This is a genomic window from Bacteroides rodentium JCM 16496, assembly GCF_000614125.1.
GTDB lineage: Bacteria > Bacteroidota > Bacteroidia > Bacteroidales > Bacteroidaceae > Bacteroides > Bacteroides rodentium.
In genome coordinates, this window is sequence record NZ_BAKJ01000006.1 from 44,805 (window position 1) to 61,548 (window position 16,744).

Here is a 16,744-nt window from a genome sequence, read left to right on the forward strand (position 1 = left end):
AGTCTCCCGGTTTTGTTGTTATTCAATGAACATCAGGTCGCTTATTATGCCGTCCGAAACAAAGATGCCTTCCCGGGTCAGGCGTAGGCGGTCTGCCTGCATCTCCAGTCTGTGGCTTTGGAGGTAGGGGGCTGCCATCTTCGTGCAATATTGGCGCAACTCTGTGCCGAAGGCTTCTTCCGTATATGTCAGGGAGACTCCCCACATGGTACGCAGGGAAGTCATGATGTATTCATTGTAACGGGTCACTTTATCCAGGATTTCTGTTTCCGAGGAACGCTGTCCCTCTTCCATGGACTTTATGTATCCTTCCAGAGAAGCTGTGTTCCATTCCCTTGTCTCCGCATTGAAGGAGTGGGCGGAAGGACCGCAGCCCAAATACGGGATGCCTTTCCAGTAAGCAGTGTTGTGGCGTGAGTACATGCCGGGCTTGCAGAAGTTGGATATTTCATAATGCTCATACCCTGCGGCTCCCAGGGTGTCCATGAGCGCCGAGAAGAAGCGCACGCTACTCTCTTCATCTACTTCGCTGATACGGTGGTTTTGCAGCATTTCGTAGATGCGGGTGCCTTTTTCGTAAGTCAGATGATAAGCGGAGATATGCTCTACATCAAGGCCGACGGCTTGTTGCAGGTCGCGTTCCCACCGTTGGTCTGTTTCACCCGGCAGTCCATAGATAAGGTCGATGCTGATATTCCGGAAGCCGGCTTGGCGGAGGCGGTGTACGGCTGCGATGGCTTGCGCGGCACTGTGCCGGCGGTTCAATAGTTTCAGGGTGGGGTCGTCGAATGTCTGTATCCCCATGCTTATGCGGTTGAAGGGGAGGGTGCGCAGCATGGACACATATTCTTCCGTCAGGTCGTCGGGATTGGCCTCGAGGGTGATTTCTTCGGCGTGTTCTGTTCCATACACCTCTTTGATAGTCCGGAATATTTGCTCGAAATCTTCGTGAGCAAGCTGTGAGGGAGTTCCTCCACCCAAGTAGATGGTCTCTATCGGTTCTCCCTTCAGATAGCCCTTGCGGGTTTTCAGTTCAGTGCACAAGGCACGGATGTACTGCTGCTTCAATTCGCTGCGAGTGGTGGAATAGAAATCGCAATAGATGCAGCGTGTCTTGCAAAAAGGTATATGGATATAGATGCCTGCCATGGTATGCTTCTGGATATTTGTTGCAAAAATAGTCTTTTGGCAGGAGAATACGCCGGTTTTCAGGACATTTATAGTAGAACAGAAATGATTTGCGAAAAAAAAAGCGAATAGAGAGAGTATCTTACTTCCCCTCCCCGGAGGAGGAGAAGTAAGTTACTCCGTATTTTTTCGCAAACCAATTCTGTTCGACTATAATGCAATTGCGGGTGTAATTGGTGTATAGGATCTTTTTAGAATATTCCTAATCCACCCAACCTCTATGCCGGTCGGCTAAAGGCGTGCGTCGTGAAAATTCCAGACAAAGAACACTGTAATCCGGGTGAAAGGTGAAAGAGGTGAAAGATAAAAACAACAACAAAAAATCAGGCAACTATCCGATGAATTGAACAGATGTATGCACCGGCTTCATTTTATTCTGTTTTTCAGATTCCGTCCTGTCCGCTCCTTGCCAAAACCCTGTCATCTCCCTGTCTATACAGAGGGACCTGGTAGGGAGCTGGTAGGGAGCAGATTTGCTTCTGCCGACGGGCTGTTTCGGCACTTGCTTTTTAATTTATGACTGATAATTCACCTATTTTGAATTATTTGTAGTATATGGAGTTGCTTTTAATGGGATATATTTGCAACGATGGAATATTATTTTAAAATGTCATAAAAGAGTAACTTATGGTACTGAAACGATTTTATAAAAAACTGCTTGTATCCATACTTTTGGGATGGGGAAGCCCGGTGCTTGTTTCTGCCCAAGAATGGAAATTGGTGTGGAGTGATGAATTCGATCGGAACGGTCGCCTGGACACAGCCGCCTGGAACTATGAGAATGGCTTTGCCCGTAATGAAGAGGCCCAGTGGTATCAATCGGACAATGCTTGTTGCAAGGGAGGAAAATTGATTATCGAGGCACGGAAAGAGGAAGGACGCAGAAATCCTTTATACAAGCCGGGTAGTCAGGATTGGCGTAAAAGACGTGAATTTGTAGAATACACTTCCTCCTCCGTTACAACAGCCGGAAAGAAGGAGTTCTTGTATGGACGCTTTGAAGTCCGTGCCCGGATTCCGGTAGGTGGCGGTGCATGGCCTGCCATCTGGCTGCTAGGCACTGGAATGGAATGGCCTTCGTGTGGTGAGATTGATGTGATGGAATATTATCGCATAAACGGCATTCCCCATATTCTGGCTAATGCTTGTTGGGGAAACGACCGGTCGTATGATGCCGTGTGGAACAGCAGGAAGATTCCTTTTACTCACTTTACAGACCGTGACCCGGAGTGGGCGGATAAATTCCATATCTGGCGTATGGATTGGGATGAAACTGCCATTAAACTTTATCTGGACGATGAACTGCTGAATGAAATCCCGTTGAGTGAAACGGTGAACGGCAGTATCGGCTCCGGTACAAACCCTTTTCGCAGGCCACAATATCTTTTGTTGAATCTTGCTGTCGGAGGACTCAACGGCGGTATGATTGATGATAAGGAAATGCCAATGAGGTATGAGATTGATTACGTCCGTGTTTATCAGCGGAATTCTTCGGGGGATTCTGCTCTTTAGAGTATCTAATGACCGATATTTACCCCTTTTTGAAACAATAGTGCCCCCGAAATTACCGGGAATAGAGTAATTTTGCAGTATTGAAAAACAAACTTAAATAATATCATGAGAAAAAGTAACTACTTATGGCTGCTGCTGGTGGCAGTTTTATTGCTGCCCGCTCAGGAAATGGCTGCCAAGAAGAAAAAAGAGAAGGAAGTGACAGACCGCGAACTTTGGGCCGGGGTGTTGTATCAAATGGCTGCTCCGGTACTGAGCAATATGAGTGAAGGGAAGCTCCAGGAAAATATGCAGGTGGAGCTTAGCCCCACTTGGGATGGACGCGACAAACGGGTGACTTATATGGAATGCTTCGGCCGTCTGATGGCGGGGTTGGCGCCCTGGCTCTCTTTGCCGGACGATGACACTGCCGAAGGCAAGCAGCGCAGGCAGCTCCGCGAGTGGGCATTGAAAAGTTATGCGCAGGCGGTAGACCCTGAAAGCCTGGATTACCTGCTTTGGCGGAAAGAGGGGCAGCCGCTGGTCGATGCCGCTTATGTTGCTGAAAGTTTCCTGCGAGGATACGATGCTTTGTGGGTGCCTCTGGATAGTTTGACTAAACGGCGTTATATTGAAGAGTTCACCCAGTTGCGCCGTGTGGACCCTCCTTATACCAACTGGCTGCTGTTCTCGTCTACGGTAGAATGCTTTCTGCGCAAGGCAGGTGCCAAGAGTGATGCTTACCGTATTGTCTCCGCTCTGCGCAAGGTGGAAGAGTGGTATGTAGGTGACGGCTTCTATAGCGACGGACCGGGATTTGCCTTTGACTATTACAACAGCTTCGTGCTCCATCCCATGTATGTGGAGTGTCTGGAAGTCTTTACGAACAGTGGAAAAAATAAGATATGGAATGCGCCGGATTGCAATTTCCAGCGTGCCCAGAAGCGCATGCAGCGTTTCGGCATGATTCTGGAACGTTTCATCTCTCCCGAGGGGGCCTTCCCCGTATTCGGGCGTTCCATTACCTACCGCACCGGTACCCTCCAGCCATTGGCTTTGTTGGCATGGCGTGGATGGTTGCCCAAGGAATTGTCGAACGGACAGGTACGTGCTGCCATGACGGCTGTCATCAACCGTATGTTCGGTGACAACCGGAACTTCAACGAGAAAGGTTTTCTGACATTGGGATTCAATGGTTCCCAGCCTCATATCTCCGACTGGTATACTAACAACGGCAGCCTTTACATGGCTTCCCTGGCATTCTTGCCCCTGGGCTTACCCGCCGACCATCCGTTCTGGACAGATGCTCCGCAGGCATGGACCTCGAAAAAGGCGTGGGGTGGTGAAGAATTCCCCAAAGACCATGCCTATTATGAGTAAGACTGATTCATTTTTTATAGTATTTATATTAATTGTTTGGGGGATTGGTGGATTTCCGGTGGCACTCTGTGCGCAGGGTGCTGCCGGTGTCCTTCCCGAAATGCATCTGGTGGAAGTGGGGAAAGGATACAGCCAGACTTCCGTCAACACCGCCGTATTCCGTAATAATTCGCTGGTGACGCAAGGTGACGAGCAATACATCAGTTACTATGATGCGGAAGGTTCCTGACTCTTGGAAAACGGAACCTCCATGCCGGACAGTGGACACTGCACCGCACACAGTATAAAGGGAATGTGAAGGATGCCCATAACGTCATCAGCATGATGCTGGACGGTGACGGGTATATTCATGTAGCCTTCGACCATCACGGACAGCCCTTGAACTACTGTCGCAGCATTGCACCCCATTCGCTGGAATTGGGTGAGAAGGAGCCCATGACGGGCGTGGACGAAGGCAATGTAACCTATCCGGAGTTTTATCTGCTGTCCGGAGGCGACCTGCTGTTTGCATACCGTTCCGGTTCTTCCGGCCGGGGCAACCTGGTGATGAACCGCTATTCCTTGAAGGAGAAGAAATGGAGCCGTGTGCAGGATGTGCTGATTGATGGCGAGAACAAGCGCAATGCTTACTGGCAGCTATATGTAGATGAGCTTGGAACCATTCATCTGTCGTGGGTCTGGCGCGAGACTTGGCATGTGGAGACCAACCACGACCTATGCTACGCCCGTTCCTTTGACAATGGCGTAACATGGTATAAGGCAAATGGCAAGAAATATGATTTGCCCATCCGTCTGGGTAATGCAGAGTATGCCTGCCGCATTCCTCAGAATTCGGAACTGATAAACCAGACCAGCATGAGTGCCGATGCAGGCGGCAATCCGTACATTGCTTCCTATTGGCGCGACCCGGACAGTGACGTCCCGCAATACCGGATTGTCTGGCATGACGGGCAGATGTGGCACAGCCGCCAGGTATCCGAGCGTACCACTCCGTTTTCTCTGAAAGGTGGAGGCACGAAGATGATTCCGATAGCTCGTCCGCGTATCGTAGTAGATGGCGGGGAGATATTTTATGTATTCAGGGATGAAGAACGGGGGAGCAAAGTCTCCTTGGCACATGCTACGGATGTGGCAAACAGTAAGTGGAGCATCAGCGATTTGACCGATTTCGCTGTCGATGCCTGGGAACCGTCTCACGACACGGAATTATGGAAGAGCAGGAAGCGGCTGCATCTGTTTGTGCAGCATGCCAAGCAAGGGGACGGAGAGCGGGTTGTGGAGTTTGCACCGCAACCGGTATATGTATTGGAAGTGATAAGATAAAAGAACAGTATTAGTATATGAAAACGACATGCTTATTTTTATTGGGTTTGGCTTTTTGCTGGGGAGTGTCCTCATGCACCGCCCGGCAACCGAAACCGGAAGAAGTGATTGAGATTGTCAATCGGGTGAACAACTATTGGCAGGAGACCCATCCGCAACATGGGCGCTCTTTCTGGGACAATGCCGCCTATCATACGGGAAACATGGAGGTGTTCTTCCTGACCGGCAATCCGGAATGCTATGCCTATTCCGAGGCGTGGGCAGAACATAATGAATGGAAAGGCGCGAAGAGCGACAACAAGGAAGAGTGGAAGTACAGCTATGGGGAGAGTGATGACTATGTGCTTTTCGGTGATTACCAGATTTGTTTCCAGACTTATGCGGATTTGTATGCCGTGAAGCCGGATTCCGGGAAGATAGCCCGTGCACGCGAAGTGATGGAATACCAGATGAGTACGGACAAGGACGATTATTGGTGGTGGGCGGACGGACTTTACATGGTAATGCCCGTTATGACAAAGATGTACAAGCTGACCGGCAATCCGTTATATCTGGAGAAACTGCATGAATACTGGACCTATGCCAACAGCATCATGTACGATGCGGAGGAAGGCCTATACTATCGCGACGGCAAATATATTTATCCAAAACATAAAAGTGTGAATGGTAAGAAAGACTTCTGGGCGCGTGGCGACGGTTGGGTGCTGGCTGCCTTGGCAAAGGTACTGAAAGACCTGCCCGAAACAGACCAATACCGCCAGGAGTACATAGACCGCTTCCAGACGATGGCCAAATCCGTGGCTGCCTGCCAGCAGCCGGAAGGCTACTGGACACGCAGCATGCTCGACCCTGAGCATGCTCCCGGTCCTGAAACCAGCGGTACTGCTTTCTTTACCTATGGTCTGTTGTGGGGGATGAACAATGGCTTGCTGGACAAGGCTGCTTATCGCCCCGTAGTGATGAAGGCGTGGAATTATCTGACTACTGTAGCCTTGCAGCCCGATGGCCGCATAGGGTATGTACAGCCGATTGGCGAGAAAGCCATTCCCGGACAAGTGGTAGATGCCAACTCTACTGCCAACTTTGGGTAGGGGCATTTCTACTGGCAGCTTGTGAGATGGTGCGTTTTTTGAATGCCGACTGATTGGAGAGATTAAATAAGTGTATATGTTACACAACATATACACTTTCTTTGTATTATAATGTATATAGTGTTAATTTTACACCAGTTAAAAGGTTTAATATAAAAAGATTATGATTGTACGGATGAAAAATACTTTCCGAATGGTTTTGGCGGCAATGTTATTGTCGTTGTTTGCACTTCCGGGATATTCCTGGCAAAAATCCTTTCCCGAAAAAGATTATGTAGCTTATTTGTTCACTTATTTCACCGGGAATAGTGGCGATGAAGAAGCTGTGCGCTATGCTGTAAGCATGGACGGTTATACCTATTGGGCATTGAATGATAATGAACCGGTAATCGACTCGAAAGTCATCAGCTCCACCGGGGGAGTCCGCGACCCGCATATCCTCCGTTGCGAGGATGGCAAGACTTTCTATATGGTAGTGACAGATATGGTTTCGGCCAATGGATGGAGTTCCAACCGTGCCATGGTTTTGCTGAAATCTACCGACTTGGTCAACTGGTCCCACTCCATTATCAATATACAGAAACGTTATTCCGGTCAGGAGGATTTGAAGCGTGTATGGGCTCCGCAGACTATCTACGACCCGGAGGCGGGAAAGTACATGGTGTATTGGTCCATGCTGCATGGCGATGGAGCCGATGTCATATATTATGCTTATGCCAATGCGGAGTTTACAGATTTGGAGGGAGAGCCCAAGCCATTGTTTCTGCCGGAGAACGGGAAATCGTGCATCGATGGAGACATTGTCTATAAAGATGGTGTTTTCCACCTTTTCTATAAGACGGAAGGGCATGGAAACGGCATAAAGGTGGCCACCACCCGTTCTCTGACCTCCGGGGAATGGACGGAAGAGCCCGATTACAAGCAACAGACTAAGGAAGCCGTAGAGGGTGCGGGCACTTTCAAGCTGATAGGGCAGGATAAATATATCCTGATGTACGACGTCTATATGAAAGGAAGCTATCAGTTTACGGAAACCACTGACTTGAAGAATTTTAAGGTAATAGACAGCGAGGTGAAGATGAACTTCCATCCCCGCCATGGGACCATTATTCCCATTACCCGCAATGAGCTGTTGCGCATTACCGATGAATGGGGCAAGCCGGCAGAGCTGGGCGCATTGTCCAATAATTCCGTATTGCCGGGTTCCCATGCCGTCCCTTTGATTTAATGATGTAACATAATAATTTAATACCATGAAGAATAGATTGAAATTACTGGTTTGGTTGTTTGCCCTCTCAGGTCCGCTGGCAGCACAGAGTGTATCTGTCAATGGTCCGGATGGAAAATTGCAGCTTACGGTATCCTGCCCGTCAGCCAATGGCGAAGTGTCTTACGCAGTCACCTACAATGGAAAGCAAATGCTGGAATCTTCTCCCCTGGGGATGGAGACAAATGTGGGTGATTTCTATAGAGGATTGCAGTTGAAGGAACATAAAGTCACAGCTCTCGATACGGTTTATGAACAATCCCGAATCAAAGCTTCGCGCATCCATTACCGGGCAAACGAATTGCTTTGTTCATTCGTCAACGGTGAGGGGAAGAATGTGCAGATAACTTTCCGTGTCAGCAACAATGATGTGGCCTTCCGTTACACCCTGCCGAGGGAGCAGGGAAAAGGAAGCGTCACGGTGAACAGCGAACGGACCGGCTTCCGCTTCCCGTCGCAGACCACCACTTTCCTTTGTCCGCAGAGCGACGCCATGATAGGGTGGAAGCGTACCAAACCCAGTTACGAAGAAGAATATAAGGCAGATGCCCCGATGAATGAGCGTTCGGGCTATGGACACGGATATACATTTCCCTGCTTGTTCAAGGTGGGGGATGACGGCTGGGTACTGCTCAGTGAAACCGGAGTGGACAGCCGTTATTGTGGCTCGCGTTTGAGCGATTGGGACAACGGCGTGTATCGCATTGCTTTCCCCATGCCGGAAGAGAATAACGGTAACGGAACGGTATCGCCTGCCTTTTCCCTGCCGGGCTCCACGCCGTGGCGTACTGTGACGGTGGGCGAAACCTTGAAGCCGATTGTGGAAACCACCGTCCCCTGGGATGTAGTGGAACCACGCTATACCACCACCCATGATTATAAGCCGGGCCGTGGCACCTGGAGCTGGATTCTCTGGCAGGACGGCAGCATCAACTACGACGACCAGGTGCGCTATGTTGACTTGGCGGCTGCCATGGGATACGAATATGTATTGATTGACAACTGGTGGGACAACAACATCGGTCGCGACCGCATGGAACAGTTTATCAAGTATGCCCGTAGCAAGGGTGTGGAGGTATTCTTGTGGTATAGCTCCAGTGGTTACTGGAACGATATAGAGCAGAGTCCCGTCAACCGGATGGATAACTCCATTGCCCGCAAGCAGGAGATGCGCTGGTTGCAAAGCCTGGGTGTGAAGGGTATTAAGGTAGACTTTTTCGGCGGTGACAAGCAGGAGACCCTGCGTTTGTACGAGGAGATTCTGAGCGATGCCGACGACCACGGTCTGATGGTTATTTTCCACGGCTGTACCTTGCCTCGCGGCTGGGAACGGATGTATCCCAATTATGTAGGCAGCGAGGCGGTGCTGGCTTCCGAGAATCTGGTTTTCGACCAGCACTTCTGTGACAACGAGGCGTTCAATGCCACGCTGCACCCTTTCATCCGCAATGCTGTGGGATGCATGGAGTTTGGCGGTGTGTTCCTGAACAAGCGTCTGAACCGCGGCAACGATGGCGGAACTATTCGCCGCACCACGGACATCTTTCAGCTGGCAACGGCAGTGCTGTTCCAAAATCCTATCCAGAACTTCGCCTTGGCACCTAATAACCTGACGGATGCTCCGCAAATCTGTCTCGACTTTATGAAACAAGTGTCCACTACTTGGGACGAGACCCGTTTTATTGACGGCTATCCGGGGAGATATATTGTTCTTGCCCGCCGTCATGGAAACACGTGTACATAGCCGCTGCCAATGCAACGGCGGAACCGTTGAAACTGAAGCTTGACCTTCCTATGCTGGCAGGACAAGAGGTGTCTCTGTATAGTGATGACAAGAAGATGCAGCCCCAATTAAAGCTACAGAAAATAAAGACTGACGGCTCTCTGCAACTCACGGTTCAGCCGCATGGAGGGGCGGTAATCGTGAAGTGAGCAAATTCGATGGCAGGCAGTATGCTTTGTAGAAATATATTACCAAAAGCGTGCTTGTTTGTAAACACTTGATTATCAAGGTGTATATAAAAGGGTACTCTCAGTATACGACAGATGTACCCTAAGTATACGACAGAGGTACCCTAAGTATACGACTGAGATACCCTAAGTATGGAACTTAGCTCCGTTTTGACTTTAAATGTAAATTATTAATACCAACTTAATACCATGAATGGATTTTTGAAATTATTGTCCTTGTGTCTGTTCTTGACACTGACCGTTCCTTTGCAGGCTATAACGAACGGTGTGGCGAACGAACCCGATTCAGTCTACCTCTTTTCCTACTCCCATGTCGACGGTAGTGGCGGTCTGAAACTTGCCTGGAGTCCCGATGGCAACCGGTGGTTCAGCGTGGCAGACGGCAACTCCTTTGTCAACTCGGACTTTGGTCCCTGGGGGCAAATGAAGCGGATGCTGAAACCGCACTTGATGCAGACCCGTGCCGACGACCGCTGGCACTGCATCTGGGAACTGACGGAAAGTGGAAACTCCCTTGCCTACGTCGAGTCTCCCGACTTGCTGCAATGGAAAGCGCAGAAATACTTTGACCGTTCCCGCCTTGCCGAATATCAGCCAGTGGAGGTCTATCCCACCGTGCGGAAGGAGGTTCTGCTGAACGGTGCCATGCAGCAGGGCTGGACGCAGCGTGTGCCGTATGCCACGGTGCAGCGCATCATCTCCTTTGCAGAGCATAAGAAGTACCGCCAGGCACTTCACGCCGAACGTACCGAGCAAGACCTCGTTCGTTTTGCCGGACTGAAACCGGTGGAGGCGACTATCGAGGTGGAGACGGAATGTGCAAAACCCATCAGCAAGCACTTGATAGGTATCTTCTTCGAAGACATCAACTATGCTGCGGATGGAGGACTGTATGCCGAGCTGGTACAGAACCGCGACTTCGAGTATTCGTCCAAGGACGGTTCACACCAAGGTTGGGACGGCACATATGCCTGGGCGGTGAAAGAGGGCGATGCTGCGGCTGCCGTAACCATTGCCACTGCCGACCCCATTCATCCCAATAACCCTCATTATGCCGTATTGGAGGCGCGTCCCGGAGTGGCATTGCAGAACGACGGTTTCGACGGTATCAGCCTGAAGAAAGGGGAGAAGTACGATTTCTCTCTCTTCGCCCGTGTGGCACCGGGCAGCAAGGGAGGCGAGGTGGTTGTTTGCCTGCTCGACCAGACGGGCCGTGAGATTGCCCGCTCTTCCGTCAATGTGTCCTCCAAAGAGTGGAAGAAACAGCAGACGGTGCTGACGGCAAACGCCGATGTGCGTGCCGCCGTGCTCTCGCTTCAGCCGCAGACGGTGGGGACACTGCATCTTGATATGATTTCCCTTTTCCCGCAAAATACATTCAAGGGCCATAAGAACGGCTTGCGTGCCGACCTGGCACAGACGCTTGCCGACTTGCATCCGCGCTTCGTCCGCTTCCCCGGCGGCTGCGTGGCTCATGGCGACGGCATCGATAATATCTATGACTGGAAAGGTTCTATCGGACCGCTCGAAGCCCGCAAGCCGTTGCGCAATCTGTGGGGCTATCATCAGACACGCGGACTGGGCTACTTCGAGTACTTTCGCTTCTGCGAAGATATGGGTGCCGAACCTCTGCCGGTATTGGCAGCGGGCGTGCCGTGCCAGAACTCGGGCACACACTCGCACTATGCCGACAACTGTCCGCAGGGTGCCAATGCGGAACTGATGCGCTACGGCCAGCAGGGAGGCATCCCGATGGAGGATATGCCGGCCTACATTCAGGATGTGCTGGACCTGATAGAGTATGCCAATGGCGATGCGCGCCGCACCGTGTGGGGGAGGAAGCGTGCCGAGGCAGGTCATCCCAAGCCTTTCAACCTGAAGTACATCGGCATAGGCAACGAGGACATGATTACCGAAGTTTTCGAAGAGCGCTTTGCCATGATATACAAGGCTGTCAGGGAGAAGCATCCCGAAATTACGGTTGTCGGCACCGTAGGTCCCTTTTACGAAGGTACGGACTATGCGGAGGGCTGGCGGCTTGCCACGGAACTGGGTGTGCCCATGGTGGACGAACACTATTACGTAGACCCGGGTTGGATGATTCACAACCAGGACTATTACGACCGCTACGACCGCACCAAGTCCAAGGTCTATCTGGGCGAATATGCCGCCCACCTGCCCGGACGTCCCAACAACATAGAGACAGCACTGGCAGAAGCCTCTATCTGACTTCGGTGGAACGTAATGCCGATGTGGTGGAGATGACCTCGTACGCCCCGCTGCTGGCGAAGGAAGGCCATACGCAGTGGAATCCCGACTTGATTTATTTCAATAATACGGAGGTGAAACCCACCGTGGGCTACTACACGCAGCAGATGTATGGCCGGAATGCGGGTACGCACTATATCACCTCGCACGTGGCGCTGAGCAACGGGCAGGAGGCTGTCCGCAAACGCATCGGCGTGTCGGTGGTGAAGGATGAGGCCACGGGCGACCATATCGTGAAGCTGGTGAATCTGCTTCCGGTGGAGGTTTCCTCTACAGTGAAGCTGAAGGGCATCGACTTGCAGAACCCCTCGGCGGTGAAGACGCTGCTGACGGGTGACCCGAAGGACAAGCAGGCACGTTCCGTGACTTCCGCCTTCGACATCGGCGGCGCGGAGTTTCCTTACGTCCTGCCCGCCTATTCGTTTACGGTGATACGCATCCATCAGAATAAGGGAAAATAAGGATAAAGGATTAGGGATTAGAGATTGAAAACTCTGTGCTTTTGTGGCGCTGTGTTGAAATTGAGAATCCGTGTAATTCGTGCCTGAAAACATAATAACTCAATACCTTGAAAGATATGAAGCAATTATTGACATTGGCATTTGTTGTAGCCATAGCCGGCAATGTATCGGCACAAAAGCAGCAGACTTTGCACTCGGGTTATCCCATCGACCCGGTGCCTTTCACTTCGGTCAAGGTGACCGATGGCTTCTGGGGACAACGCTTGAAGGCGAGCCGCGAGGTAACCATTCCGCTGGCCTTCAGCAAATGCGAGGAGACGGGGCGCTATGAGAACTTCGTGAAGGCGGCGCATCCCAGCGAGGACTACAAGGTGGGCGGTCTGTCTTTTGACGACACAGACGTCTACAAGACCATCGAAGGCGCGAGCTACTCGCTCCAGACTTATCCCGACAAGAAGCTGGAACGTTACATAGACAGTGTGCTCGTAATCGTAGCCGCCGCCCAGGAGCCGGATGGGTACCTCTATACTGCCCGCACGATGAATCCGAAGCATCCGCACGAATGGTCGGGGCCGGAGCGCTGGAGCAAGGTGGAGGTGCTGAGCCATGAGTTCTACAACTTGGGACACATGGTAGAGGGTGCTGTGGCCCACTACCAGGCTACGGGTAAGCGCAACTTCCTCGACATTGCCATCCGCTATGCCGATTGTGTCTGCCGCAATATCGGTGAAGGGCCGGAGCAGAAGCGCCTCGTGCCGGGACACCAGATTGCCGAGATGGCGCTGGTGAAACTCTATACGGTGACGGGCGACCGCAAGTACCTGGACCAGGCGAAGTTTTTCCTCGATGCCCGCGGAACGACCGGCCGCAAGGATGCCTACAGCCAGGCACACAAGCCCGTGCTGGAGCAGGATGAAGCCGTGGGACATGCCGTGCGTGCGGAGTACATGTACTCGGGCATGGCCGACGTGGCTGCCATTACGGGAGACACATCCTATATCCATGCCATCGACCGCATCTGGGAGAACATCGTGAACAAGAAGATATACATTACCGGCGGTGTGGGAGCCCGTCATGCAGGCGAGGCCTTCGGCGACAACTATGAGCTGCCCAACCTGACGGCCTATAACGAGACGTGCGCCGCCATCGGCAATGTCTATACCAACTACCGTCTGTTCCTGCTGCACGGTGATGCCAAATACTTCGACGTGCTGGAGCGTTCGCTCTACAACGGTCTGATTTCCGGCGTTTCGCTGGACGGCGGACGCTTCTTCTACCCCAATCCACTGGCTTGCGACGGCAAGTACCGTTTCAATGCCGACCACACGATTACGCGCCAGCCGTGGTTCGGTTGCGCCTGCTGCCCCAGCAACATCAGTCGCTTCATCCTTCGCTGCCGGGCTATGTCTATGCGGTGAAGGATGACAAGGTGTATGTCAATCTGTTCCTCTCCAACCGGGCCGAGCTGAAGGTGAACGGGAAGAACGTGGTGCTGGAGCAGGAGACCTCTTATCCCTGGAACGGTGATATCCGCTTGACAGTGGCAAAGGGCAACCAGCCGTTCGTCATGAATGTCCGTATTCCGGGCTGGGTACGCGGCAGTGTGCTGCCGGGTGACTTGTATTCGTATGCCGACGGGCAGGAGCTTGCCTACCGCGTGTCTGTCAACGGTCAGGAGGTACGGGGCGAACTGCAGAACGGTTACCTCGGCATCGACCGCCGCTGGAAGAAAGGGGATGTGGTAGAGATTCATTTTGATATGCAGCCGCGTGTGGTGAAAGCCAATGACAAGGTTGCCGCCGACCGTGGCCGTGTGGCCATAGAGCGTGGTCCGCTGGTGTATTGCGCCGAGTGGCCGGACAATGATTTCAATATCTCCACCCTGCTGCTGAACCGGCATCCGAAGTTCCAACTGGTGGAGCGCCCCGACCTGCTTGGCGGTATCAACGAAATTACCACCCGTGCGCAAGCCTTGAGCTATGATGCCACGGGCCGCCTTGCCGCGAAGGATGTGAAGTTGACGTTGATTCCTTATTATGCTTGGGCGCATCGTGGTGAAGGCCGGATGGAAGTGTGGTTGCCGATAGAAGTGGGAGCCGCTTCGGCAGAACTGCAGGAATAAACGATGTATCTGCATCTAAGGATTTTATTATTTTTGTAAACTGTTTCCGCATTACTATAACATTTTACATTACTTATATGAAACAACTGATTACCACTCTTTTATTGTCTTGCGCCTTGGGTGCGCAGGCACAACATGTGATGACCGTCGACGTCGCCCGGCCTACGGCCAAGATACAGCCCACGATGTACGGCATCTTCTTCGAAGACATCAACTTCGGTGCCGACGGCGGACTCTACGCCGAGCTGGTGAAGAACCGCTCCTTTGAGTTCCCGCAGCCCTTCGTCGGCTGGATACCCTTCGGCAACGTCACGGTGCAGGACGCCGAGCCCTGCTTCGACCGCAATCCCCACTACGTGCGTATCGTCAATGACGGACGCCTGCTGCGTGCCGGACTCGACAATGAAGGCTATCGCGGCATCGGCCTGAAGCAGAGCGAGGAATACCGCTTCACCGCCTATACCCGTACTCCGGATGCCCGCCCCATGAAGCTATCCATCGAGCTGGTGAACTCGCGCGGTGAGAACCTGCTGAAGCGGGAAATCGAAATCAGCGGCAATAGCTGGCAAAAACAGACGGTTGTCCTCCAATCTCCTTTCACCGATGCCACTCGCGTCTGCGCGTGGTGTTGCTGACGGAGGGTACGGTAGACATGGACCACATCTCGCTCTTCCCCGTCAAGACCTGGAAGAACCGCGAGAACGGTCTGCGTGCCGACCTCGCCCAAGCGCTCTATGACCTCAATCCCGGCGTCTTCCGCTTCCCCGGCGGCTGCATCATCGAGGGTAACAGCCTTGCTACCCGCTACCAGTGGAAGCATTCCGTGGGCCCGGTGGAGAACCGTCCGCTGAACGAGAACCGTTGGAACTACACCTTCAAGCATAAGGCTTTTCCCGACTATTTCCAAAGCCTCGGTCTGGGCTACTACGAATACTTCCTGCTGAGTGAGGACCTCGGAGCCGAACCGCTTCCCGTCCTCAGTTGCGGCCTCTCCTGCCAGTACGAGAGCAACGAAGTGGTGCCCCTCGACGAGCTCGACCCCTACGTGCAGGATGCCCTCGACCTTATCGAATTCGCCAATGGTCCCGTTACTTCCACCTGGGGAAAGCTGCGTGCCGAAATGGGACATCCGGAGCCGTTCCACCTCAAGATGATTGGCATCGGCAACGAACAGTGGGATAAGGTATATACCGAGCGTCTGGAAGTCTTTACCAAAGCCATCCGCGCCCGCTATCCCGACATCAAGATTGTCGGCTCCTCCGGCCCCAACGCCGATGGTGACAAGTTCGACTACCTCTGGCCCGAGATGAAACGCATCGGTGTGGACCTGGTGGACGAGCACTACTACATGGCCCCCGACTGGTTCTTTGCCAATGCCGCCCGCTATGACAGCTACGACCGCCGAGGCCCCAAAGTCTTTGCCGGCGAGTATGCCTCCCACGATCACCCCACGGGCAAGGCCAACAATTTCCTGGCCGCCCTCTCCGAGGCCGCCTTCATGACCGGGCTGGAGCGCAACGCCGACGTGGTGCACCTTGCCACCTATGCCCCGCTCTTTGCCCATGTGGATGCCTGGCAGTGGAATCCGGACCTCATCTGGTTCGATAACCTCCGCATGATGCGCACCCCGAACTATTACGTCCAGCAGATGTATGGCATGAATGCTGGTACCGACGTTCTCCGTCTGCAGATGGACGGCAAGCCGGTGGCCGGGCAAGACAGCTCTATGCCACGGCCTCCCTCGATGCCCCTACGGGAGAAATTATCCTGAAGCTGGTCAACGCAGGCAGCACCCCGGTCCAAGTGCAAGTCAACTTCAACGGTTTGAAGAAACGCCAACTCATCGGCGGTTCGTGCACTTATCTGCAGAACTGCGACTGGCGTACGGTGAATACCTTGGAACAAGAAGCTCTCGCTCCCCGTATCCGCCCCGTGCAAGTCGGCGCGCAATCCCTTGACCTGGAGCTGCAGCCCCGTTCATTCAGCGTCTACCGCCTGCATTGACATCCTCTTCCGAAAGGCGGGGGAAGATGGTATACAATCCGTTTTCCCTCCCCTTTCCGGGGCATGAACCGTGGAAAATTGCTTCCGCGAGCAAATATTCATCCTTTTTGGGCTGATTCTCCTCTTGAAATAGCCCGATTTGCCTTATTTTTGTAACAGCATTCGGAGCATTCCCTAT

3 protein-coding genes and 7 pseudogenes are annotated in these 16,744 nt (G+C 52.6%); 9 read left to right on the top strand and 1 reads right to left on the bottom strand.

What is annotated here, in order from left to right:
• Nucleotides 1-18: 18 nt before the first annotated feature.
• Nucleotides 19-1,149, bottom strand: a complete 1,131-nt coding sequence (gene hemW / locus JCM16496_RS04080) for a radical SAM family heme chaperone HemW (RefSeq protein WP_025832487.1) — start codon at nt 1,147-1,149, stop codon at nt 19-21.
• A 666-nt stretch (nt 1,150-1,815) separates the two neighbouring features.
• On the opposite strand from hemW, the gene JCM16496_RS04090 reads away from it, so the two are divergent.
• The 9 genes and pseudogenes from JCM16496_RS04090 (at nt 1,816) to JCM16496_RS04130 (ending at nt 16,566) form a co-directional block, all read left to right on the top strand.
• Nucleotides 1,816-2,700 carry a glycoside hydrolase family 16 protein gene (locus JCM16496_RS04090; protein WP_025832489.1) on the top strand — a complete coding sequence of 295 codons (885 nt, stop codon included), beginning with the start codon at nt 1,816-1,818 and terminating at the stop codon, nt 2,698-2,700.
• Nucleotides 2,701-2,805: 105 nt separating this feature from the next.
• A complete protein-coding gene (locus JCM16496_RS04095; protein ID WP_025832490.1) occupies nt 2,806-4,059 on the top strand; it encodes a DUF2264 domain-containing protein in 1,254 nt (417 codons plus the stop codon).
• Nucleotides 4,052-5,382, top strand: a pseudogene (locus tag JCM16496_RS04100) (alpha-l-rhamnosidase). Before JCM16496_RS04095 ends, JCM16496_RS04100 begins: the two are co-directional and overlap by 8 nt.
• A 17-nt stretch (nt 5,383-5,399) precedes the next feature.
• Nucleotides 5,400-6,526: pseudogene (locus tag JCM16496_RS04105) on the top strand (glycoside hydrolase family 88/105 protein).
• A gap of 140 nt (nt 6,527-6,666) precedes the next feature.
• Nucleotides 6,667-7,698 (top strand): annotated as a pseudogene (locus tag JCM16496_RS04110) (glycoside hydrolase family 43 protein); the annotation flags it as partial.
• Nucleotides 7,699-7,726: 28 nt separating this feature from the next.
• Nucleotides 7,727-9,672, top strand: a pseudogene (locus JCM16496_RS04115) (glycoside hydrolase family 97 protein).
• Nucleotides 9,673-9,900: 228 nt separating this feature from the next.
• Nucleotides 9,901-12,440 (top strand): annotated as a pseudogene (locus JCM16496_RS04120) (alpha-L-arabinofuranosidase family protein).
• A gap of 116 nt (nt 12,441-12,556) precedes the next feature.
• Nucleotides 12,557-14,562: pseudogene (locus tag JCM16496_RS04125) on the top strand (glycoside hydrolase family 127 protein).
• A 77-nt stretch (nt 14,563-14,639) separates the two neighbouring features.
• A pseudogene (locus JCM16496_RS04130) lies at nt 14,640-16,566 on the top strand (alpha-L-arabinofuranosidase family protein).
• Nucleotides 16,567-16,744: the final 178 nt, after the last annotated feature.

Coding starts and splice junctions, on each gene's coding strand:
- hemW (WP_025832487.1), bottom strand. CDS start 1,149: ATGGCAGGCATCTATATCCATATACCTTTTTGCAAGACACGCTGCATC.
- JCM16496_RS04090 (WP_025832489.1), top strand. CDS start 1,816: ATGGTACTGAAACGATTTTATAAAAAACTGCTTGTATCCATACTTTTG.
- JCM16496_RS04095 (WP_025832490.1), top strand. CDS start 2,806: ATGAGAAAAAGTAACTACTTATGGCTGCTGCTGGTGGCAGTTTTATTG.